Below are 22,275 nucleotides of genomic sequence, written 5' to 3' on the forward strand. Positions count from 1 at the left end.
GTGATGAGCCAGGAATCCCCGCAACAGCAAGAAGGCGCGCAAGGCGCGGCACAGGAAGGCGGTTCGCTGATTGATCAGCTGATCGAATCCACCCGCGTCAAGCCGGGCGACGAAGCCTATTCGATCACGCGCCAGGGCCTGGAGGCCTTTGTTGCCGAGTTGCTTGAGCCCAGCCGCTCGCAGGAAAAGGTCAGCCAGGGCCTGATCGACGAGATGATCGCCGGACTGGACCGCAAGCTGTGTCGTCAGGTCGACGCCATCATGCACAACGAGCAATTCCAGAAGCTGGAATCCTCGTGGCGCTCGTTGAAGTTCCTGATCGACCGCACGGACTTCCGCGAGAACAACCGTATCGAAATCCTGAACGTTTCCAAGCAGGCGCTGCTGGAAGACTTCGAGGATGCCTCCGACATCACGCGCTCCGGTCTGTACAAGGCGGTCTACACCGCCGAATACGGCCAGTTCGGCGGCGAGCCTTTCGGCACCATCATCGGCAACTACGCCTTCAGCCCCGGTGGCCAGGACGTCAAGCTGCTGCAATCGATCGCCAGCGTGGCCGCCATGGCGCACACGCCGTTCATTGCGTCGGCCGGTCCGCAGTTCTTCGGCATGGATTCGTTTGCCGACCTGCCGAACCTGAAGGATCTTTCGGCGGTCTTCGAAGGCCCGCAATACACCAAGTGGAATGCCTTCCGCCAGACGGAAGACGCGCGCTTCGTGGGCCTGACCATGCCCAACTTCCTGCTGCGCGTGCCCTACGGCGACGATACCGTGCCCAGCAAGAAGTTCCGCTACAACGAAGACGTGTCGGGCGGAAACAAGGATTTCCTGTGGGGCAACGCGGCGTTCACCTTCGCCAGCCGCCTGTCGGACAGCTTTGCGCAGTACCGCTGGTGCGCCAACATCATCGGCCCCCAGGGTGGCGGCACGGTGGGCGACCTGCCCGTCTACAACTACGAGGCCATGGGTGAAACCCAGAGCAAGATTCCGACCGAAGTGCTGATTTCGGAACGCCGGGAATTCGAATTGGCCGAGCAGGGATTCATCGCGCTGACCATGCGCAAGAACACCGACAACGCGGCGTTCTTCTCGGCCAACTCGGTGCAGAAGCCCAAGTTTTTCGGCAACAACAAGGAAGGCAAGGACGCGGAGCTGAACTACAAGCTGGGCACGCAACTGCCCTACATCTTCATCGTCAGCCGCCTTGCTCACTACATCAAGGTGATCCAGCGCGAAAACATCGGTACCTGGAAGGAAAAAACCGACCTGGAATCGGAGCTGAACAACTGGATTCGCCAATACGTGGCCGATATGGATAACCCGGCGCCGGGCGTGCGTAGCCGCCGTCCGCTGCGCCAGGCGGAAATCACGGTATCGGACGTGGAGGGAGATCCCGGCTGGTATCGCGTGGGCCTGAAGGTTCGTCCCCATTTCAAGTACATGGGTGCGTCTTTCACGCTGTCGCTGGTGGGCAAACTCGATAAGAGCTAAGCCGATGATCCAGCGGAACTGGCGTGCCGGCTGCCACCGGCACGCCGCCAGTTTCGTTTGCAATTGCATTCAGACTCAACAACTGCAAGGAGAAATTTACCATGGCAATGCCGTGCTACCTCACGCTTGAAGGACAGAACCAGGGCAAGATCGAAGGCTCTTGCGAAATCAGCGGGCACCAGGGAAAGATCCTGGTGCAAGCGGTCGAACACAAGATCGAGATCCCCAAGAACCCGCAGTCCGGCCTGCCCTCGGGCAAGCGCCAGCATCTGGGCCTGACCTTCGTCAAGGAAATCGATAAGTCGTCGCCGAAGATCTACCAGGCGCTGTGCTCGGGCGAACAGCTCAAGGACGTCACGTTGGAGTTCTACCGCATCAGCCCCAAGGGCACGGAAGAGAAGTACTACACCATCCAGCTGACGAACGCGGTGGTCGTGGGTACGCGCCTGTGGGTGCCGAACTGCCTGCAGCCCGACAATCGTCAACTGGGTCACATGGAAGATGTTGAGCTGACCTACGAGAAGATCGTCTGGACGTGGGAACCCGACGGTATCGAGTCCGAAGACTCCTGGCTCGCGCCGAAGGCGTAATGGCGGGCGGCGGGCGCACGCGCCCGCCCTGCCAGCATTCCCATGCGAGAACACCGCCTGCTTGAACGCATCGCCAGCCTGGGTTCGGACGTTGAACGTTCGCACATCACGCGGGCGGAGATTCTTGTCGACTCGATTCTGGACCATTTGCGCCGCATCCTGAATACACGCCAGGGCAGCGTGCCGATCGACCTGTCGTTCGGCGTCCCTGACTTCACCAATCTGGCGGGCTCGTTCAGCAGCGGCACGACCACGCAGATGATCGAGGACATCAGCCGCATGATCCAGCGTTACGAACCGCGTCTGCGCCAGCCGCAGATCGCTTTCACCAATACGCAGGACGAAGTCCTTTCCCTGGGCTTCGCCATCTCAGGTTTCATCGCGGTGGACGACCGCGAAATTCCCGTGCGGCTGGCGTCGCACGTGGCGTCCAACGGCAAAGTTTCACTGCGAAGGCAATAAGGCATGTTGAACCGCTACTACGAACAGGAACTGGGCTATTTGCGCACGCTTGCGGCTGAATTCGCCGCGAGCAACCCCGCGCTGGCGCCGCTCCTGGGCGCGGATAGCGCAAGCGACCCCGACGTCGAGCGTCTGCTCGAGGGCGTCGCCTTCATGACCGGCTTGATCCGCCATCGTCTGGATGACGACTTCCCCGAATTCATCCAGAATCTTGCGCAATTGTTGTTCCCCCACATGCTGCGGCCGTTGCCCTGCATGACCATCATGCGCTACGAGCCGCGTTCGACGCTGGAAGGGCCTGTCACGATACCCGCCGGCACCGAGTTCGCCTCGGTGCCCGTGGACGGACAACGCACGATTTTTCGCGCCTCGTTTCCCGTCACGCTCGAACCCGTCGAACTGAAGTCGGTGCAGTGGGAAGGCGGCGGCACGCGGCCGCGCTCGCTGCGCCTGCAATTCACGATGTCAGGCCCCGCCGCGGCCGATTGGAAAGGCGACCGCCTACGCATGTTCCTGGGCGACGCCCCCGCCGATGCAGCGCGGCTGTTCCTGCTGCTGCAACGCTATGTGCGCGAGGTGCGCGTCAGCGCCGAGAATGGCCCCATCACCGTCTTGCCGCCGTCCAGCATCGAGCCCGCGGGCCTGCGCCCCGATCTTGAACTGCTGCCGTGGCCACCAGGCGCGCACCCGGCCTGGCGCGTCCTGCACGAGTACTTCGCCCTGCCCGAGAAGCTGCTGTTCCTGGATTTCACCGGCCTGTCCACCTGGACCGCGCGCGGCGCCGCAACCGGCTTTTCGATACAGCTGATGTTCGACCAGGTGCCGGACTGGGCGCCCGCGGTCGGCGCCTCCAGCTTCATCATGAACGCGACGCCGGCGGCCAATCTGTTCAGCCAGGACGCTCACCCGATCCGGATGGACCACCTGCAGCCGGACTACCGCATCCATCCCGTGGCCCGCACCAGCAAGGCCGCCGAGCGGATTTTTTCCGTGGATGCCGTCAGCGCGCGCGGCGCCGACGGCGCCGAGCGTGAATACCATCCCTTCTCCGCTTTTCGCGGCGGCGACCAGGCCTCGTACAACATCAGCATCCGGCCTTCCGCCCTGCATCGCGGCTACGACCACTATTTGAGCCTGCCCTATGCCGAAGGCGGCATGCCGCAGCTGCAAACGCTTTCCACGCGGCTCACCTGCACCCACGGCGACCTGCCCGAAGGCCTGCGCCTGGGCGATATTTGCGAACCCACGGATAACTCGCCGCCCCGCGTGGGCTTTCGCAACATCCATGGCGTCACCCCGCATTGCCCGCCCGTCATCGACAGCGCGCTGCTATGGCGCGTGCTGTCGCACCTGAACGCCAACCACCTGGCGCTCGCCAGCGAAGGACAACTGCGCGATCTGCTGTCGCTCTACGTCCCGCCACGCCAGGTGGACGCGCAGCGCAATGCGGCCGCGCGCCGCAGCATCGAAGCCATTACCAGCGTGACCGTCGAGTCGGCACGGCGCATCGTGCGCGGCATGCCCGTGCAAGGCAGCGAAGTGCGCATCGAATGCCGGGGTGACCATTTCCCCGGGCCGGGCAGCCTGTTCCTGTTCGGCACCGTGCTGGACGAATTCCTGGCCGGCACCATCGCCCTGAACACCTTCAGCGCTCTGACGCTGGTGGATACCGTCAACGGAGAGACCCTGACATGGCCCGCCAAGATCGGCCGCTATCGCCTGCTGTAGCGGTATCGCACACCGATCCGCTGCTGGAAGAAGGCCATCGCTACGCCTTCTTCCAGGCGTTGCGCCTGCTGCGTTTACGCAACCCCGACGAAGCGGTGTTCAACCGCGATGTCCGCGTGCGTCCGGCGGTGTCCCTGTCTTTTCCCGACCACGATATCGAAACCATCGAGCGCGACGAGGCGGGCAAATACCGCATCACCGCCAATTTCTTCGGGCTGTACGGGGTCACCTCGCCGCTGCCCACCTTCTATACCGAAGACCTGATCGACCAGTACCTGCAAGGCAACTCCACCTCGCGGGACTTTCTCGACATCATTCACGCAGCGCTGTATCCGCTGTTGTTCCGCGCCTGGGAAAAGAACCGCCTGTGGCTGGCCGTCGCTGAACGGCGCGACGCCTCGCGGCTGGATCAGTTGCTGGCCCTGGTCGGCCTGAGTGGCAAACGCGGGACGCGTTGGCAGGCGGCGCGCGCCCTGCTTCCGCATGCAGGCAACTTCAACCAGTTCCCCCGCTCGGCGTTGGGCCTGCAGTCGCTCGTGTCGGGCCTGTTGGACAACCTGCCGGTGGAAGTGGAACCTTGCGTGACGGAAACGGTGTCCATCCCCGAACCCGCGCAATGCCTGCTGGGCGAACAGGCCTGCCGGCTGGGGGAAGACACCCTGCTGGGCAGCCGCATCGACGAACGCGCAGGCGCCCTGCGGGTGCATGTCGGCCCCGTATCGGCCGAACGCCTGGCGGGTCTGCTGCCAGGCACCGAGCGTTACACCGAACTGGTGAACGCCATTGCGCTGTATCTGAAAACGCCTTTGCGCTGCGAGCTGGCGTTGAATGTAGCCCCCCAGCGGCCCGGCGCGAGCCTGGGCGAAGGCTGGCACACGTTGGGACTGAACACGTGGCTGCCGGAGCAGGAACCCGGTGACACCACGGGGCCGTGGCCACGCTACGACCAGATCTTCCTGCCGATTGAACCCGAATCCACACAAATCTCCGAGAGGCCTTTGCAATGATGCTGGTGGAACTGAAACCCCTGTTCGCACGCCTGAACCCCACTTGCTCGGCCGCGCTTGAAGGCGCCGCCGGCTTGACGTTGGCCCGCAACCATTACGAAATTGCCGTTGAACACATGCTGCGCAGGCTGGTTGAAGAGCCCGGCGGCGACGTGCATCGCATCCTGGCGCATTTCGATATCGACCCCTTGCGCCTGACCGCGCAGCTTGACGAAAGCCTGGCTCAGTTGAAGAACGGCAACCCCGGCCGTCCGGTGTTCGCGGGCCTGCTCACGGAGTGGGTGCAGGAGTCCTGGTTGACCGCCTCGATCACCCTGGGTGAAAGCCGCGTGCGCAGCGGCGCCATGCTGCTGGCGTTGGTCTCGCGCCTTAGCTACTACGGCGCGGCCACCCGCTACGCCGAAACGCTGCGCGCCATCTCGCGCGACAAGCTGACCAGCGACTTCGACACGATAGTCAACGGCTCGAACGAGGCCAGCACGCAGATCGCGGACTCGGCCTCGGGTGGCTCGGCCCGCCCCGCCGCCGCGGGCGATGCCGCCATCAACCGCTTCTGCGAAGACTTCACGGCCAAAGCCGCCGCCGGCAAGATCGACCCGGTGTTCGGGCGCGACAGCGAAATCCGCCAGATGATCGACATCCTGGCGCGCCGCCGCAAGAACAACCCCATCTGCGTCGGTGAACCGGGCGTGGGCAAGACCGCGGTGGTGGAAGGCCTGGCGCTGCGCATCATCAATGGCGACGTGCCCGAGTTCCTGCGCGATACGCGCCTGCTGGGCCTGGACCTGGGCTTGCTGGAAGCCGGCGCCAGCGTGAAGGGCGAATTCGAAAACCGCCTGCGCGGCGTCATCGACGAGATCAAGGGCGCGTCGCGCCCCACCATCCTGTTCATCGACGAGGCCCACATGCTGATCGGCGCGGGCGGCCAGACCGGTGGCTCCGACGCCGCCAACCTGCTCAAGCCGGCGCTGGCGCGCGGCGAGTTGCGCACCATTGCCGCCACCACCTGGAGCGAATACAAAAAGTACTTCGAGAAAGATCCGGCGTTGGCGCGCCGCTTCCAGGTCGTCAAGCTGGACGAGCCGGACGTGCCCACCGCCGTGCAGATCCTGCGTGGCCTGAAAGACCGCTACGAGGCCGCCCACGGCGTCACGGTGCGCGACGACGCCATCGTGGCGGCGGCCGAACTTTCCAACCGCTACATCACCGGCCGCCTGTTGCCCGACAAGGCGGTTGACCTGCTGGACACGGCGGCCGCGCGCGTGCGCATTGGCTTGGGTATCAAGCCGGCTGAACTCGAGAACCTGGAAAGCCGCCTGGCGGGCCTGGAACGCGAACGCCAGGCGCTGGCGCGCGATGTGCGCTACGAACCCGGCAGCCACAGCGAGCGCCTGGAAGCCATTACGGCCGAGCGCGCCGAACTGGAAAGCAGCCGTGACGCGCTGCACGCGCGCTGGACCGAAGAGCGCGACGCCGCGCAAGCCGTCCTAGACCTGCGCCGCAAGGTCGGCGAGGCCGAGGCGGCCGCCGAGGCGAAGGCTCAACAAAACGACAGCGCGTTGCCGTCCGATGACGCCCCGCAGGCCGCCGCTGACGTGGATGCCGCGGATGCCGCCTCCCTCAACACGCAACTCGAAGAAGCGCGTGCCAAATTGAAAGCGCTGCAACGCCAAGAGCCCCTGGTGTTCATCGAGACCGACCCCGACGCCGTGGCGCGGGTGGTTTCCGACTGGACCGGCGTGCCGCTGGGCAAGATGCAGCGCGACGCGGTCAACGGCGTGCTGGCCCTGGCGGACCACATCAAGGAACGCATACGCGGGCAGGACCACGCCGTGGATCAGATTGCCGCCACCGTGAAGGCCGCGCAATCGGGCCTGCGCGATCCGCAGCAACCCATGGGCGTATTCCTGCTGGTCGGCCCGTCCGGGGTGGGTAAAACCGAAACCGCGCTGGCCATCGCCGACCAATTGTTCGGCGGCGATCAGGCCCTGGTCTCGATCAACATGAGCGAGTTCCAGGAAAAGCACACGGTCAGCCGGCTGGTGGGTTCGCCCCCGGGCTACGTGGGCTACGGCGAAGGCGGCGTGCTGACCGAGGCCGTGCGCAAACGGCCCTACTCGGTGGTGCTGCTGGACGAAGTGGAAAAGGCCCACCTGGACGTCGTCAACCTGTTCTACCAGGTCTTCGACAAGGGCACGCTGGCCGATGGCGAAGGCCGCATCATCGACTTCAGCAACACGGTGGTGTTCCTGACCAGCAACCTGGCCACCGAGGAAATCACCCGCCTGGCGCAAGACGGGCGTCCGGATCCCGACACGCTGGCAAGCGCCATACACCCGGTGCTGGCGCGGCACTTCAAGCCGGCCCTGTTGGCCCGCATGACGGTCGTGCCCTACTACACGCTGCCGGCGTCCGAACTGGCGGGCATCGTCAAGCTGAAGCTGGCCAAGCTGCAGCAGCGGCTTGCCGCCGCCAACCGGATTGCGCTGACGTTCGAACCCACCGTGGCCGACACCATCGCCGCGCGTTGCACGGAAGTGGACAGCGGCGCGCGCAATATCGACTTCATCCTGCGCAAGAGCCTGACGCCGGTGCTGTCCGACACGGTCCTGTCCGCCCTGGCCGAGGGCCGCTCGCTTAGCGCGCTGCATGTCGAAGCCGACACGGACGGCGGCTGGAAGATCACCCCGACGGAGGCCTCGGCATAATGTCCAACGCCTACGACTATGCCTTCGATTGCGCCGCGCTGACATCCATGCTGCACGGCCAGGCGATGCCTGCCGCCAACGTCATCGTGACGCATTGGCAAGGCACCGAGGCAGTGTCGCGGCCGTATCGTTTCGATATCACCTTCGCGGTCGCGCAAGGCAACCTGGCCCTGGAGAAGCTGCTGGACCAGCCCGCCACGCTGACCGCGAAGGCGCCGGACGGCACGTTGCGCCAATGGCACGGCATCATTACCCAGGGCGCGGAGCAGGGGCGCGACGAAACCCACTACTACTACCAGGTGGTGCTGGAGCCACGGCTTGCGCGCCTGCGTTCCATGCGCTGGTCGGACATCTACCTGAAACGCGACCTGGCCGACCTGATCAAGCAACTGCTCGGCTATGCCGGCCTGACCGAACCCTACAGCAACGACGACACGGCCTACGACTACCGCATCGCCGCGACGCAACTGACGCAGACGCAGGCCGATTTCACCTGCCAGTTCGAGGAAACCTGCCTGGATTTCCTGATGCGCAAGCTGGAATACTACGGCGTCTATTTCTGGTTCGAGCAAGGGTCGGAGCAGGAGTCGGTGGTGTTTGCCAACAGCGTTGAGCAGCAGCCCGCCGACCTCGACACCGCCGTGTATTACCCAAGGGGCATGATCGATCCCGACGTGCGTGAGATCGCCATCATGCAATTGAACCGGCGTGTCGGCCTGACGCCGAACATGGTGGTGCTGCACGATTCGCAAGAGCAGGGCAACACCACCCTGACCCTGTCGAGCCAGGCCAGCGTGCCCAAGCCCGCCACGGCCCTGGGACTGGGCGAGATCCATCAGTCGGACGATCATTTCGAACAGCTGGAAAGCACCTCGGCCATCTCGGGCTCGACGCTTGCCGGCTGGCGCGCGCAGGAGCTTTCCTGCCAGCGCGTGCGCCTGGAAGGCGAAGCGCACACACCCGGCGTCCGTGCGGCAAGGCTGCTGGCGGTGTCGGAATACCTGCGCGGCGTTGACGCGCGGCAGTACTACGTAATCGAAGTCAGGCACGAGGGCACGCAGACGGTAGAAACGTCGCCCCAAACCGATATCCCCGCCTACCGGGCGCACTTCGTGGCGCTGCCGCGCTGGCTGGACGCCGACGATCCTTCGTCGCCCCCGCTGCAGTACCGCGCCCCGCGCATTACGCCAGTGCCGCAGGTCAGCCGCCTGGTCAACGGTTTTGTCGACATCGCCACGCCCGGACAACCCCGGCGGTTTGCGCAGCCGGACCCCGACGGCCTGTACAAGATCCGCTTCCTGTTCACCAAGCAGCGTTACGACGGGGAACAGAATTCCGCCTTCGTGCGCATGGCCACGCCGTATGCGGGCGGCGCGTCGTCGCAAGGCCTGTCGGATGCGGGCATGCATTTTCCGTTGCGTGAAGGCACGGAAGTGCTGATCGCGTTCCTGAACGGCAATCCCGATCGCCCGGTCATCGTCTCGTCGCTGCCCAATACCGAAGCGCCCAGCGTGGTCAACGCCCAGAACTCGGCGCACCACAGGATCGGCACGCCCGGCGGCAACACCATGGTGCTGGCCGACGCTCAGCCGGGCGGCGACGGCGCACCGGCCATCCGGCTGTACAGCCCCACGCAGGATTCCTCGATGAACCTGGGCCAGTCGGACGAGGAAGGCGTGAACGATGGCTTCCATCTGAAGACCGAGCTGCACGGCGAACTGTATGCCGGCAGCAGCATGCTGATTGAAGTGCCGGGCCACTACCGCGTGTGCGCGGGATCCGACTCCAACGAAACCCAGGCCAACTTCCTGGGTTCGGAAGCGCAGGATATGCCTTCTGGCATTTCGGTGGAACAGAGCGGCGGGATTGTGGTCGAGAACTTCATGGGCATGAAGATCGAAAGCGTGGAAGCCCTGACGCTGGGACACTTCTTCGGCGGCAAAGTGGAATTCAACGAGGCCGCGACCTTCGAATCGACGCTGGGCGTGAAGCTGAGCATGGAGTGCGTGGCCGCCAAGGAGATCAACCTCCTGGAAAAGAACATCGTGCGCGACAACGCCAATTACGCCAACGCCTTCACCAAGTGGGTCGCCGGAAAATGGAACGGCATCCTGGCGGAGAAGACCGAGGAAGTCGGCATGATGAAGACCACGGCGCTGGAGACCTACAAGCTCTTCACGCCTGACGCCTGGATGGGCTCGGTGGCGTCGTCGCTGTCGCTGGAACCGGCGGGCGCCACACTCAACAGCTCGATCGCCACGCTTGACGGCTGGACCAAGGCCACGGTGACCAGCCTGACGGAAACGCTGGTCGAAGGCGGCATCTCGACCGTCAATCTGACCAGCGCCAGCGCGTCCATCACCAGCCCGTCGATTGAACTCACCGCCACCGCGGACGTGGCGGTGACAACAGGCGGAGACGTCACGATCAACGGCGTCGTCGTCATGCTCGGATAACGCGATGCACGTGCACAAACCCGCCGACGCCATGCTGCTGCTGGGATATCAATCCCGCGGGGGGCAGTCGTCCCTGACCGTGACGGTAGGCTACTGTTGCGGCGCGGACGGCACGCGCCTGTCTGAACCGGAGGCCTGGAAAACGCTGACGGCGCTTTTCACTGACGAACCCTTCGACCTGGCGCAAAAAAAATCGCGTGGCGGCTTTGGGGTGGCGGGCGCGGCCAAGGCGCCGCAAGGCAGGCCGGTGACCGGCCTGACCGTGCGCGCCGGCGTGGGCAGCCTGGAAAAATCAGTGCTGGTGCTGGGCGACCGCTATTGGTCGCGCGGGGTTGCCGGCTGGCAGCCCAGCGCGCCGCAGCCTTACACCGACATGCCCATCGGCCTGGCACGCGCCTACGGCGCCAAGGGCTGGGCGGCCAATCCGCACGGGCGCGGCCATTGCGCCCAAGCGGACCAGGCCGACGGCGTGGCCCTGCCCAATGTCGAAGACCCCAGCGCACCGGTGCTGCGGCCCGGCGATGTCCCCCGCCCCGCCAGCCTGGGCGTGCTGGCCCAGGGCGCGCCTGAACAGATCCGTTGGCTAGGCACGCTGGACAAGCGCTGGCAGCGCGCACGCCTGCCCTGGTTGCCCGACGACACCGACCCGCGCTGGTTCGACCGTTTCGCGCAGGACCAATGCCAGCAAGGCTATTGGCGCGGCGACGAAAGCTGGTTCGCCGAGAACATGCACCCCGACCATCCGCTGCAACGCGGCACCCTGCCCGGCTTGCGGCCGCGCGTGCTGGTGCGCACCGATGCGGCGCCCGAGCGGCGCGTGGAAGTGCCGCTGGACCTGGACACCGTGTGGCTGCTGCCAAACGACGAGCGCGTGCTGGTGCTGTACCGGGGCGAATTCGCCACGCGGCGCGAGGACGCGGAAGACGTGCTCGGCCTGGGCATCTTCACCGAACGCATGAGCGAGCCGCCGCAAACCACCCAGCATTGGGCGCTGATGTGGCAAGAGGCCGGCGAGACCGCGACGCCGGCGCAAGCGCAAACGCTGGCTGCGCCCGAGCCGGGCCCCGAGGCCGCCGCAAAAACGGCCGCGGCGGGCAAGGCGGTCGAAGAGATGGGCAAGGCGGCGGCCGCGCATCGGGCGACGGTCGCCAAGACCCTGGCCGACACCCGCGCATCGGCCATTGCCGAAACCGACCAGACCATGCAGCGCTACGGCCTGGGGTCACTGCAAGCCAAGATGGCGCAAAGCGATGCCCCGCCCAACACGCTGGCGCTGCCGACCCCCGAATGGCCCAAGGAACCGACGGCGTTCAAGGCTGCCGTGCGCCAATACGTGGCCGATGCCTTGGCCGCTGGCGAAGCCGAGACGCGCGAGCAATGGCGCGCCCACGGTCTTGACTACGACGCCGCGCTGGCGCGTTCGCGTGCCCGGCCGCCCGTCGTGCTGGACCCCGCCGACGCCGTCGCAAAAATGAAGCTGCCGCCCGACGCCAAGGCCGCGCTGATGGAACGCTACCAGGCCTTCCAGATCAAGATGGACGCGCTGCAACTGAACGCGAAGAAAATCTCCAAGCAGGCAGAAGCGCTACAGGCCCAGGAACCGCCGCCACTGCCCTTGCCGGATGAGGCCATGCCGCGCGGCCCCCGCACCGTGCTGGACCGCGAGGCCCTGCTTGACCGCCACGCGCGGCACGCGTCGGCGCAATGGTGCGAATTGCAGGGGCTGGACCTGAGCGGCGTGGACCTGGCCGGCCTGGACCTCAGCTCCTCGCTGCTACGCGGCTGCATGCTGCGCGGCGCCAATCTGGAAGGCGTGGATTTCACTGAGTGCCAACTGGAAGACTGCAATCTTGGGGACGCCCAACTGAGCCGCGCCCGTTTTCCCCGCGCCCTGCTGAAGGGGTGCCAGGCCGCCGGCGCGAAGCTGCCCGGCGCGGACTTTACACAAGCCCGCATGGAGAAATGCGTGTTCACCCAGGCCGATCTGTCCGCCACCCGGTGGGCCACGGCGCAGGCAAAGGAATGCGACTTCGACAAGGCCGTTCTGCGCCAGGCCCAGGGCCAGGACGCGCGTTTCACCGCGTGCCGGTTTTCCGCCATCGATGCGGCGTCCAGCCGCTTCCCGAAAGCCATGTTCAGCAAGTGCGTGCTGGAGGACGCCACCCTGGATGGCGCCGACCTGCAGGGCGCGACCTTGATGACCTGCCAGGCCGCGGGTTCGCGTTACGACGGCGCCAGCATGGCGCAGTTGCGCACGCTCAAAGGCACCGATCTGAGCCGCGCCAACCTGAACCGCGCGCTGTTGGACAAAGCCAGTCTGCAGGATACGAATCTGGGCAAGGCCACGCTGCGCGAAACGCGCATGGACCGTGGGTTTCTGAAGAACTGCGACCTGTCGGGCACCGACGCCTGGCATCTGGTGGCGCGCGTCTGCGACTTCACCGGCAGCCGCATCACGCAGGCCAGTTGGCGCGGGGCGAACCTGATGCAGGCCCGGCTGCGCCAGGTGGTGCTGCAGGACGTGGACCTGACCGGCGCCAACCTGCACGCGGCCGATACCCGCACCGCGACCGCGCAAGGCGTGCAATTGGACCAGGCCCTGCTCACGCGCTGCCGCCTGCTGGAGGATTACGGCCGTGAGTGACGCGACCCAGAACCGCGACGCGCTGCTGCAAGCCTTGCGCGCGGGCGAACGGCTGGCGCCCGACGCGCTGGCCGGCGTCGACTTCCGCAATGCCGACCTGTCCGGCCTGCGCCTGGCCAACCTGGATGCGCGCGGCGCCCGTTTCGATAGCGCCGACATGCGCAAGACCGTCTGGAACCGTTGCCGGCTTGACGACGTCAGCCTGGACGGCGTGGCGTTGGATGGGGCGTCCTTCACCGCCTGCAGCGGCCATGCCGTGTCGTGGCGCGAAACCAAGGCCATCAAGGTCTGGATGATGGACTGCGTGTGGCAGGACGCGGATTTCCACCTGGCTGAACTGACCCGCTTGGCCGCCCAGAACACCGCCTTCCCGGGCGCTCGGATGAGAACGGCCAAAGTCGACAAGGCATGGCTGTCGCGCTGCGACCTGTCCGGCCTGGATCTTTCGGGCGCGGTCTGGCGGCAAAGCCACCTGCCGGACAGCAAATTGACGGGCTCCACGCTGGCTGGCGCCGTGCTGGCGCAATGTTCCTTCAACCGGGTCCAGGCCGCCGATGTCGATTTCAGCGGGTTGGTGGCCCCGGGCGTGTCTTTCTACCAGGCCGTCCTGCAGAACGCGCGCTTCGATAGCGCGATGCTGGACGGCGCCATCTTCGACCAGGCTCGCCTGGACAAAGCCAGCTTCGCGCGAGCCTCGCTGCAAGGCGCCCGCTTTTATGCCGCCCAGTCCACGGGCATCTCGTTCGGCGAGACCAAGCTGGTGGACGCCGACCTGTCGCACCTGCGTGTCGCGCATGCGGATTTCTCGCGGGCCGATATGACAGGCGCGCGCCTGCACGCCGCTGAACTGCCCGATGCTTCGTGGCGCGAAACCGTGCTTGAAAACGTCCGCCGCGATGACCCGGAATTACGCGCCGCCGAACTGTGGCGCCCCCCCGTTTAACCCCGATGCCATTGGACATTCAATGAACCATCCACTTCCCGCGTTGGATCCTACCGTCAGCCAGCCTGACGCCGCGCCGGCCTATTCGCCGGACCAGGGCGCCCGCCTGCATCACGCCCGGCTGGTCATGCGCGACGGTCGCCGCTACGCCGCATTGACCGGCGCGGGCGCCATCTGGGTCACCCCCGCCGCGGGCTGCCTGCTGCAACCCGAAGTCGGCGATATGGCGCTCATCAGCGTGGCCGCGGGCCAAGGCTACATCCTGACCGTGCTGGAACGCGGGGCGCCCGCATCCGCCGCTCGGGTCGAAGTGCCGGGCGACCTGCAACTATCGTTGCCGGAGGGAAAGCTGACGATCCAGGCGGCCGAGGGCGTGGCGCTGGATGCCGGCCCCACGCTGGAGATCAATGCCGAGCACGCCACGGTCACGCTGGATGAGGCGGACCTTCGCTACCGGACCTTGAACACCGCGGGCGACACCGCGCATACGCAGTGGAACACCCGCACGGACGTCAGCGTGAACCACCTGGAAATTGCCAACCGCGCCGAAGTGCATCTGGGGCAGAGCATGCGCCGCGTTGCCGGACACGAGGACGTGGCGGCAGGGTCGCAACGCACCGTCGTCAACGACGACTGGTCGGTACATGCCGCAACGGCTGACCTGAAAGCGCGCGACCGGGTGGCCGTGGACGCCGGCTCGGTGCAGATAGGTTGAAAGGGGAATGCCATGTTCATGCTGAATAACGCCGGTGCGATGACCACGGCAACCGTGCCCGACGTTTGCCTGACGCCCGCGGTGCCGTCGCCAATCCCGATGCCCTACCCCAACATCGCCATGAGCGACATGGCCGACCCGGGCGGCATCGTCGAGAACGTGCTGGTGGGCGGCATGCCCGCGCTGAACCAGGCCAGCACCATCATGCTGAGCAACGGCGACCAGGCCGGCGCGGCGGGTGGCGGCGTGGCCTGCGGCGAGATCATGGGCGAGGCCGCGTTCGTGACCGGCAGCATGAAGGTCATGGTGGGCGGCCCGCCGGGCGTGCGCCTGACCTGCATGACCACGCAGAACGCCAACAACACGGTCGGTATCGTGGCTGCCCCCAGCCAGGTGATCGTTATGCTGGTCAGTTGAGGAGCGCCGCCATGTTCAAGCTCCAGGCTTTGATCCCGCGTCTGTTGTTCATCGCGCTGTGCACCCTTGCGCTGGCCTCATGCAGTTCCCTGAACAGCATGATGGGCGGCACATCGGAAGAGGATGCGCTCAAGGCGCTGAAATGGACGTATGCGGCCGACGGCGTGCAGATCGCCATTGAAGCCGACCCGAAGTTGAATCAATCGACCGACCAGCCGCATACGCTGGCGCTGTCGGTGGTGCAGATGGAAGATCCCAGCGCGTTCGCGCCCTACGCCGCCAATTCGGCCAAGATGTCCACGCTGCTGCTGGCCGACGCCCCGCCCAAGGGCCTGCTGTCGCTCGACCGCGTGTTCGTGTCGCCTGGCGAGAACCGCACGATCACTCTGCCGCGCGTTGAAAACGCCAAGTACGTGGGCCTGGTGGCCGGCTACTTCCATCTGGACCCGACGCGCAGCGCACGGCTGTACCGCATCGGCGTGGAAGTGGATTCAAGCGGCATCGTGGTCAAGACACGCAACGCGTCGCCCGAGCCGCTGAAGATAGAACTACACCTGGGCGCCGACGGCATCCTTCAGGCAGTCGGCACCCGTACGCCGCCCGTCACGCCCACCCGCCCCGTTGGCGGGCTGGTGACGCCCCCCGCGACGACGCCCGCCGCCGGCAGCCCGCCGGCCAAACAATGAACCGATCACGCAAAGCATGAGCACGCATCTGAAACAACCACTGTTCTGGCATCAGGGCCTGTTCCTGCAGCCCCATCATTTCCAGTATCAGGACGCCTGGACCGAACGCCTGCTGCATCGGCAGGTGGAACTGACCGCGCCTTGGTGCTGGGGCTTCGGCGCCCTGGAAATCAATGAAGCCGCCCTGGCCTCGCGGCAGGTCGTGGTGGACCATATGGCCCTGCGCTGGCAGGACGGCACGCTGACCGAGATGCCGGGGAACGCCCGCATCGAATCACGGCGCTTCGAACTGGCCGAGTTCTCGCAGGGCCCGCGCACGCTGTACGTTGGCCTGCGCCGTCATGTCGTGGACCAGGTCAGCGTACAGAAATACGAAAACCTGGACGACGCGGCGCGCGCAGAGGCGCGGCTGGTGGTGCCGGCCGATCCGCAACAAGTGCCCGACCGCTACGCCAGCGGCCCGTCGGGGCGCGTGACCCTGATGACGTATGTGCTGCGTCTGTTCTGGGAAGAAGAGATTGGCGCGCTAAGCAATTACGACCTGATGCCCCTGGCGCGCCTGGAGCAGGACGGCGAAGTCGTCAGGCTGGCGCCCCGCTTCGTGCCGCCCTGCCTGAACCTGGCCGCGTCCACGTCGCTGCAACACATGCTGATGGAATTGCGCGACGAAGTCATCGGGCGCGCCCGCCAGCTTGAAGTCTTCAAGCAGCCCATTGCCAACCGCTCCGGTGAAGACGGCCAGTTCGGCCCGGTGCTGGCCCTGTCCGTACTGAACCGCTACGGCCCGCAGATCACGCATCTGGTCGAGGCCCGGCAGACCCATCCCTGGGCCGTCTACGGCGTTCTGCGGCAGTTGGCGGGCGAGCTGAGCACGTTCTCGGAATATTGCGACCTGCTTGGCGAAACGCGGGACAACCAGCAACTGGTGGCGCCCTACAAGCACAACGATATCGGCGCCGTGTTCATGGGCGTGCTGGACCTGGTGCGCCGCCTGCTGAACGAGATCACGATCGGGCCCGAGATGCTGGTGCACTTCGAGCAGGATGGCGCCGCGGGCAACCTCTTCCGCGCCGACATGCCGGCCGCGTTCTTCGGCCCCCGTCATCGCTATTACCTGATGGCGCGCAGCGGTCTCGAACCGAAAGAACTGGCCGAACACATGGTGCTGGAAGCCAAGCTCGGCACGCCCGACGAAATCGAAACATTGGTCACGCGCTCACTGCCCGGCATCGAGATCATTCCGCTGCAGACGCTGCCGCTGGGCATGCCGCGCCGTGCGGGCAGCGCCTATTTCCGTATCGAAAGCCTGTCGGATGGCTGGGACGCGGTCGTTCGTGATGGACGCCTGTCGCTGTCGCTACCCGAGTCGCCGCCGGACCTGCGGCTTGAACTGATCGTGATCAAAGGATAGCAACGTGCGTCTGAGCAATATCTGGATCGCATCCATGGAGTTGGCGCGCACGGCGATCGCGGGCGCGGGCGCCGACACGCCCGCCGACGCCGAGGTGGTGCGCAACCAACTGAAGGCGTCATTGGACGCCGCGGTCGAGCGCGTGCAGGCCCATGGCTTCACCGCCGCCGACGCGCAGGCCAGCCTGTTCGCCGTGGTGGCCTGGATCGACGAACTGGCGATGTCGCGCGACTGGGCGGCCAATTCGTCGTGGCGCTTGTCGCCCTTGCAGCGCCATTACTTCTCGACAACGCGCGCCGGCGTGGCGTTCTTCGAAAAGCTGGAAGCCCTGCCTGATGACGCCGTGGAAGTGCGCGAGGTCTATGGGCTGGCCTTGCTGGCAGGCTTCAGCGGCCGCTACACGCATCGTCCGCCCGCCGAATTGGCGGAGTACCGCGCGGCCCTGCTGGAACGCATCGCCGCCGAGCGCGGCATGGCGGCGCTGGACCCGAGCCTGCCGCTGTTCCCGCAGGCGGGCGGCCGCGCGCGCAGAGTGGCGCCCTACCGCCGCGGCATCGGACCGTCGCTGGCGACCTTTTTCCTGGTGGTCGTGCCGCTGTGCCTGCTGCTGGGTCTGTACCTGTACCTGGACCACCGTGTTGCGGGCGAGGCGGCGCGCGTTGCCGTGCCCACCGCACCCCGTTCCTGACCTGGCCTGACTTGAAATGCTAACGCTGCTGTTCGTGCAATGATCAAAAAACTGCTTGTCGCGATTGCCTGGCTATTGGGACTGCTACTGCTGGCACTGGCCTGCTGGGTGCTGGGCCTGTACCTGGGCTGGCCTCTCTGGCGCTCCATCGCCCTGTTCCTGGGTGTACTGATCAGCCTTGTGCTGCTGCGCTGGCTGCGCGGGCTATGGCTGGCCTGGCGGCTACGGCGGCGCCTGGCGCGCCCGGTCGGCAGCACCACCGTCAGCACCGAACGGCTGGACATGGACTGGCGCGCGGGCTTGAGCGCACTGAAGCAGTCGCGCCTGTCGCGCTTCGGCTCGCCGCTGTATGTGCTGCCCTGGTATATGGTGCTGGGCCCCGACGATGCCGCCAGGACCGAACTGCTGCGCCGCGCGGCGGGCTCGGCGCCCGTACAGGGCCGTAGCGACGATCCGGCCGAACTGCAATGGTGGCTGCTGCGCAACGGCGTCGTGCTGGACCCCACCGCGGCGATGGGCCAGGAACACAAGGTTCCTGATTCGCCGAATTGGCGCCGTCTGCTGCACTGGATGATGCGCACGCGCCGCCGCGAACCCTTGAACGGCCTGATCCTGGCCTTCAACGCGGCGTGGCTGAGCAACGGCGCCGATGCCGACCTGAACGAGACAGGCCAGGGATTGCGCAAGCGCCTTGATGAACTGACCCGCATCTACGATGCGCGCATTCCTGTGTATGTCGTATTGACCGACTGCCAGTTGCTGCCCGGCTTTGCCGCCTGGGCAAAGAGCCTGGGGCCCGACCTGACCAACCAGGCAATGGGCTTCCTGAATCCCACGCCCACTGCCAGCGTGGGACAGTTCATCAACGATGCCTTCAACAACATCGTGCACCGGATGTTCGACCTGCGCGTGCTGCAAGGCGTGCGGGGCCGGCCCGAGCCCGACGTCTTCGGCCTGCCCGAGCGCCTGGTGCCCCTGGCCCGGCAACTGGCCAAGGTGATGCGACCCGCGTTCCAGGCGACGCCTTATGCCGAAACGCCGTTGATGCAGGGCTTGTTCCTGACCGGGCAACCGGCGGGCAGCGACCGCAGCCAGGCCGACTGGTTCAGCGCCGGCCTGTTCAACCATGCCTTGCCCGCGCAGCGGCACGCATGGCGGCCCGTTGAGCGGTGGCGCCATTGGCGCCGCTTGCTGCGCCATGCCGCCGTGGTGGCGTGGCTGGGCCTGTGCGTGGGCGTAGGGTCGCTGCTGGTGCACGCCAGCAATACCGCTCAGGACGAACTGCGCGCCGCGGCGGCGGGCACGTCGGACACCCCGGATTTCTCGGGACCAATGTCGACGGACCTGCATGCGCTGCAAGACGAACGCAGCGCCATACACACGCTGCTGAAGCGGCCGCCATGGCAGCGCCACTGGATGCCGTTTCAGCGCCGTGTGAACCAGGTCGAGCGCCGCATGATGGACCACTACACGCGTGAATTCCATCGCGAGGTCATCGCCGCCAATCTGGACCCCCTGCTGATCAGCAGCCTGCCGCAGTTGGCCAAGGGCAACAACGACATGCTGCTTGCCGCCTGGGCGCAGACGCTGGTGCGGCGCATCAACCTGATCGATGCCGCCCTCGCGGGCCGTAGCGTGTACGCGCTGCCCGCGCCTGGCAGCGAGCTGCCCCTGCTGCTTGCCAGCGTCCACCAGACGCTGCGCGACTCCATGGACGCCATCCTGCTTGGCGACATGTACCGCGATTACCTGACATGGCAGGACAACCAGCCGCTGCTCGATGACGAGCGACGCGCTCTGCGCCAGGTGCTGGCCGGACTCAACCTGACCAACCGCCCCATCCCCTGGCTTTACTCGTGGGTGGACCTGCAGGGCACCATCAAGCCGGTGCGCCTGACGGACTTCTGGAATATTCCCGACAAGCCGAACCTGCCGTTTATTCCCGCCGGGCTGACGCCCGAGGGCGAGCGCGCCGCCATTGGTTTCCTGGACGAACTGGGACGCGCCACGGACAACAGCAAGGAATGGTCGGCGCGGCGCAGTGAGTTCCAGCAGCATTACCAAAGCGACGGACTGGATGCGTGGTACCAGTTCACCCAGATCTTCCCGCGTGTGCCCGATCTGCTGGCGGACGGCACGGCCCGGCGCGCGGTGCTGTCGTCGCTGCTGACGCCGGACGACCCCTACCAACGCCTGATACACATGCTGGCGGCCGTTGGCGAGCGCCTGCCCGAGGCATCCCGGCCGGACTGGATCGTGCAGGCCGGTCGGCTTGATGCGCTGGACGGACTGGCGCAGTCCGACAAGGGAGACACGGCGGCCAGCGCGCTGCAGAAAATTGGCGTGGTGCAGCGCTTCGGTGGCGAAGTCATCAAGAACCTGCCGCAAGGCGGTTCGCTGGGACAAGGCATTTCGCGCCTGCGCAACGAAGGCAGCTCGCTGCAATTGCTGCAAGCCTATCGCCAGGGCGTGCACGACACCATCGTGCCGCTGCAACAGGGCGACGGCACGGCCATGAAGGCCGCCATCGAGATCTGGTCGTTCGGCCACGATCCCAATGTGAAAAGCGTACCCCTGGTCAATGCCCGCACGGCGATCGGCACGCTGCGCGAGCAACAGGGCACGGCCGGCCCACGCACCAGCGTCATCTGGGATGTTGCCGAAGGGCCGATGAATTTCGTCCTGGATTACGCCGGCCGCAACGCCGGATGCCGCTTGCAGCAGCAATGGGAGAACACCGTCCTGAGCGCCATCCAGGGCGTCACCGACGGCGAGCTTGCCAATCAACTGCTGTATGGCGACCGTGGCCAGGTCAAAGCCTTCCTGGATGGCGACATCAAGAATTTCGTGGACCACGATAGCGTGCGTTATGAAGCGCGCACGGCAATGGACAGCAAGATCCCCCTGAACGGCCAGTTCTACGCGTTTGCCAGCATGACGCAGTTGCGCCAGGTGACGTTGGCCACGCAGCAACTGCATTCCAAGCGCTCATCCGATGAAGTCCAGGCGCTGACGCAGCAACAGGGCGAACTGGAGAAACAGATCACCAAGCTGGAGAGCACCACCGGCACGGTCACGCTGAACACGGTCCCCCCACAGACCAACGCCGATGCCCGCGCGCTGCCGGAAAGCGTGAACCTGACCCTGCAATGCGCCAGCGGCGCGATCACGCTGGAGAACCTCAACTTTCCCAATAGCGCGGTTTTCCCCTGGTCCCTGGCGACGTGCGGCGACACCACGCTGCGCATCCGCTACTCGGACTTCGAGCTGACTCGCCAATGGACCGGCGCGCGCGGCTTCATCGACTTCCTCAAGGAGTTTGCCAGCGGCGGACACCGCTATACGCCCGCCGACTTCCCGGACCAGAAGACGCTGCTGTCGGTTGCCGACGTTCAATGGATCGTGGTCACCTATCGCCAGCAGGGCCAGGCGCCGCTGCAGAGCGCGTTCGCCGAGGCGGATCGCCTGGCGGCCCAACTGCAAGAGATCAAGACGCGGCTGGCTGAACTGCAACCCGGTACCGCGCCCGGATCGTCCATGCCCGTGCCAGCCCCGGCAAGCCCGGTGCCGCAGCGTATCGTGTCCTATTGCATGGGTCCCGTTAACAGCGTGGATCTTTATATGCCGGCCCCAGAGGCTGCGCCGGAGGCCAAACCGGCTCCCGCGGCGAAACCGCCAGCCGTCAAGCGGGCGCCAACACCGGCACCGGCCAAGGCCGCCAGCAGCGCACGAGGCCCCTACGCGGTACAGGTCGGCATCTTCTCGCACCCGGAGTCCGTGCGCGCCACGCTGAAGAAGAACGGCTATACCGTCCAGGAATCCGACATCACGCTGCGGGGCGACAAATACCGCAAGATCTGGATAGACGGCTACGCCACCCGGGAAGCCGCCCAGGCGGCGGCGGCCAGGATAGGCGCCTTGCTCAAGCTGAAGCCGGAAGTGCTGCGGCAGGACGCCGAGCGGTAGGGTGGCGAAGGTGCGGGGTCTGACGCCACAGGCCCCGCACCGCGCTTGAAGGGCCTGTGACCTGCCGAATATTGCCGGACGGCTCGGCTGCTGGCGCACGAAGCACGCCAACGCAAAAAAGCCGGCCCGCTTTCGCGATACCGGCTTTCAGCTAAAAGTGTCGGGAAACACTTTCAAGAATTCGACCACAAATCAGTGGTCGGGGCGAGAGGATTCGAACCTCCGACTCCTGCGTCCCGAACGCAGTGGTCTTCGAGGCCCGAACAAGATCGCCGAACTTTTGAATCGATACGTCTTCGGCTCCGCCCTGGCCCGATTCCAGGACGAAGTCCCGCAAGCGCTCTAAGCGCTTACGGTCAAACG

15 protein-coding genes and 1 tRNA gene are annotated in these 22,275 nt (G+C 65.8%); 15 read left to right on the forward strand and 1 reads right to left on the reverse strand.

Features of this window, described 5'->3' with window-relative positions:
• The first annotated feature begins 3 nt into the window (after positions 1–3).
• From tssC to ELS24_RS28200, 15 genes are all read left to right on the forward strand, one after another.
• Positions 4–1,491 (forward strand): type VI secretion system contractile sheath large subunit, encoded by a 1,488-nt coding sequence (tssC, locus tag ELS24_RS28130; RefSeq protein WP_050445815.1) that lies wholly within the window; start codon positions 4–6, stop codon positions 1,489–1,491.
• 101 nt (positions 1,492–1,592) lie between these two features.
• Positions 1,593–2,081, forward strand: coding sequence for an Hcp family type VI secretion system effector (locus ELS24_RS28135; RefSeq protein ID WP_050445814.1), 489 nt, complete (start codon positions 1,593–1,595; stop codon positions 2,079–2,081).
• Between the two features lie 42 nt (positions 2,082–2,123).
• The gene (gene tssE, locus ELS24_RS28140; protein ID WP_083447292.1) at positions 2,124–2,543 is read left to right on the forward strand and encodes a type VI secretion system baseplate subunit TssE; all 420 of its coding nucleotides are present in this window, start codon (positions 2,124–2,126) and stop codon (positions 2,541–2,543) included.
• Between the two features lie 3 nt (positions 2,544–2,546).
• Positions 2,547–4,271: a type VI secretion system baseplate subunit TssF gene (gene tssF, locus ELS24_RS28145; RefSeq protein WP_050445813.1), complete on the forward strand. Its 1,725-nt coding sequence runs from the start codon at positions 2,547–2,549 to the stop codon at positions 4,269–4,271.
• Positions 4,235–5,278, forward strand: coding sequence for a type VI secretion system baseplate subunit TssG (tssG, locus tag ELS24_RS28150; RefSeq protein ID WP_050445812.1), 1,044 nt, complete (start codon positions 4,235–4,237; stop codon positions 5,276–5,278). Before tssF ends, tssG begins: the two co-directional genes overlap by 37 nt.
• A complete protein-coding gene (tssH, locus tag ELS24_RS28155; RefSeq protein WP_127186013.1) occupies positions 5,275–7,986 on the forward strand; it encodes a type VI secretion system ATPase TssH in 2,712 nt (903 codons plus the stop codon). Before tssG ends, tssH begins: the two co-directional genes overlap by 4 nt.
• Positions 7,986–10,442 carry a type VI secretion system Vgr family protein gene (locus ELS24_RS28160; RefSeq protein WP_127186014.1) on the forward strand — a complete coding sequence of 819 codons (2,457 nt, stop codon included), beginning with the start codon at positions 7,986–7,988 and terminating at the stop codon, positions 10,440–10,442. Before tssH ends, ELS24_RS28160 begins: the two co-directional genes overlap by 1 nt.
• A 4-nt stretch (positions 10,443–10,446) precedes the next feature.
• Positions 10,447–13,086: a DUF2169 family type VI secretion system accessory protein gene (locus ELS24_RS28165; protein WP_127186015.1), complete on the forward strand. Its 2,640-nt coding sequence runs from the start codon at positions 10,447–10,449 to the stop codon at positions 13,084–13,086.
• Positions 13,079–14,029: a pentapeptide repeat-containing protein gene (locus ELS24_RS28170; protein ID WP_050445808.1), complete on the forward strand. Its 951-nt coding sequence runs from the start codon at positions 13,079–13,081 to the stop codon at positions 14,027–14,029. The genes ELS24_RS28165 and ELS24_RS28170 overlap by 8 nt, the downstream gene beginning before the upstream one ends.
• Before the next feature lie 22 nt (positions 14,030–14,051).
• Positions 14,052–14,744 (forward strand): DUF3540 domain-containing protein, encoded by a 693-nt coding sequence (locus ELS24_RS28175; RefSeq protein ID WP_164741316.1) that lies wholly within the window; start codon positions 14,052–14,054, stop codon positions 14,742–14,744.
• 12 nt (positions 14,745–14,756) lie between these two features.
• Positions 14,757–15,161, forward strand: a complete 405-nt coding sequence (locus ELS24_RS28180) for a DUF4150 domain-containing protein (protein WP_050445806.1) — start codon at positions 14,757–14,759, stop codon at positions 15,159–15,161.
• 11 nt (positions 15,162–15,172) lie between these two features.
• On the forward strand, positions 15,173–15,847 hold the full coding sequence (gene tssJ / locus ELS24_RS28185; protein ID WP_050445805.1) for a type VI secretion system lipoprotein TssJ: 675 nt from the start codon (positions 15,173–15,175) through the stop codon (positions 15,845–15,847).
• 16 nt (positions 15,848–15,863) lie between these two features.
• Positions 15,864–17,258, forward strand: a complete 1,395-nt coding sequence (gene tssK, locus ELS24_RS28190) for a type VI secretion system baseplate subunit TssK (protein ID WP_127186017.1) — start codon at positions 15,864–15,866, stop codon at positions 17,256–17,258.
• A gap of 4 nt (positions 17,259–17,262) precedes the next feature.
• Positions 17,263–17,946 (forward strand): DotU family type IV/VI secretion system protein, encoded by a 684-nt coding sequence (locus tag ELS24_RS28195; RefSeq protein ID WP_050445803.1) that lies wholly within the window; start codon positions 17,263–17,265, stop codon positions 17,944–17,946.
• A 39-nt stretch (positions 17,947–17,985) separates the two neighbouring features.
• Positions 17,986–21,912 (forward strand): type VI secretion protein IcmF/TssM N-terminal domain-containing protein, encoded by a 3,927-nt coding sequence (locus tag ELS24_RS28200; protein ID WP_127186018.1) that lies wholly within the window; start codon positions 17,986–17,988, stop codon positions 21,910–21,912.
• 196 nt (positions 21,913–22,108) lie between these two features.
• On the opposite strand, the gene ELS24_RS28205 is transcribed toward ELS24_RS28200, so the two are convergent.
• Positions 22,109–22,222, reverse strand: a tRNA-Pro gene (locus tag ELS24_RS28205).
• Positions 22,223–22,275: the final 53 nt, after the last annotated feature.

It is taken from the genome of Achromobacter spanius, assembly GCF_003994415.1.
Lineage (GTDB): Bacteria > Pseudomonadota > Gammaproteobacteria > Burkholderiales > Burkholderiaceae_B > Achromobacter > Achromobacter spanius_C.

Excerpts from the sequence above, each read along its gene's own strand:
- tssC (WP_050445815.1), top strand. The coding sequence starts at position 4 with ATGAGCCAGGAATCCCCGCAACAGCAAGAAGGCGCGCAAGGCGCGGCA.
- ELS24_RS28135 (WP_050445814.1), top strand. The coding sequence starts at position 1,593 with ATGGCAATGCCGTGCTACCTCACGCTTGAAGGACAGAACCAGGGCAAG.
- tssE (WP_083447292.1), top strand. The coding sequence starts at position 2,124 with ATGCGAGAACACCGCCTGCTTGAACGCATCGCCAGCCTGGGTTCGGAC.
- tssF (WP_050445813.1), top strand. The coding sequence starts at position 2,547 with ATGTTGAACCGCTACTACGAACAGGAACTGGGCTATTTGCGCACGCTT.
- tssG (WP_050445812.1), top strand. The coding sequence starts at position 4,235 with ATGGCCCGCCAAGATCGGCCGCTATCGCCTGCTGTAGCGGTATCGCAC.
- tssH (WP_127186013.1), top strand. The coding sequence starts at position 5,275 with ATGATGCTGGTGGAACTGAAACCCCTGTTCGCACGCCTGAACCCCACT.
- ELS24_RS28160 (WP_127186014.1), top strand. The coding sequence starts at position 7,986 with ATGTCCAACGCCTACGACTATGCCTTCGATTGCGCCGCGCTGACATCC.
- ELS24_RS28165 (WP_127186015.1), top strand. The coding sequence starts at position 10,447 with ATGCACGTGCACAAACCCGCCGACGCCATGCTGCTGCTGGGATATCAA.
- ELS24_RS28175 (WP_164741316.1), top strand. The coding sequence starts at position 14,052 with ATGAACCATCCACTTCCCGCGTTGGATCCTACCGTCAGCCAGCCTGAC.
- ELS24_RS28180 (WP_050445806.1), top strand. The coding sequence starts at position 14,757 with ATGTTCATGCTGAATAACGCCGGTGCGATGACCACGGCAACCGTGCCC.
- tssJ (WP_050445805.1), top strand. The coding sequence starts at position 15,173 with ATGTTCAAGCTCCAGGCTTTGATCCCGCGTCTGTTGTTCATCGCGCTG.
- tssK (WP_127186017.1), top strand. The coding sequence starts at position 15,864 with ATGAGCACGCATCTGAAACAACCACTGTTCTGGCATCAGGGCCTGTTC.
- ELS24_RS28200 (WP_127186018.1), top strand. The coding sequence starts at position 17,986 with ATGATCAAAAAACTGCTTGTCGCGATTGCCTGGCTATTGGGACTGCTA.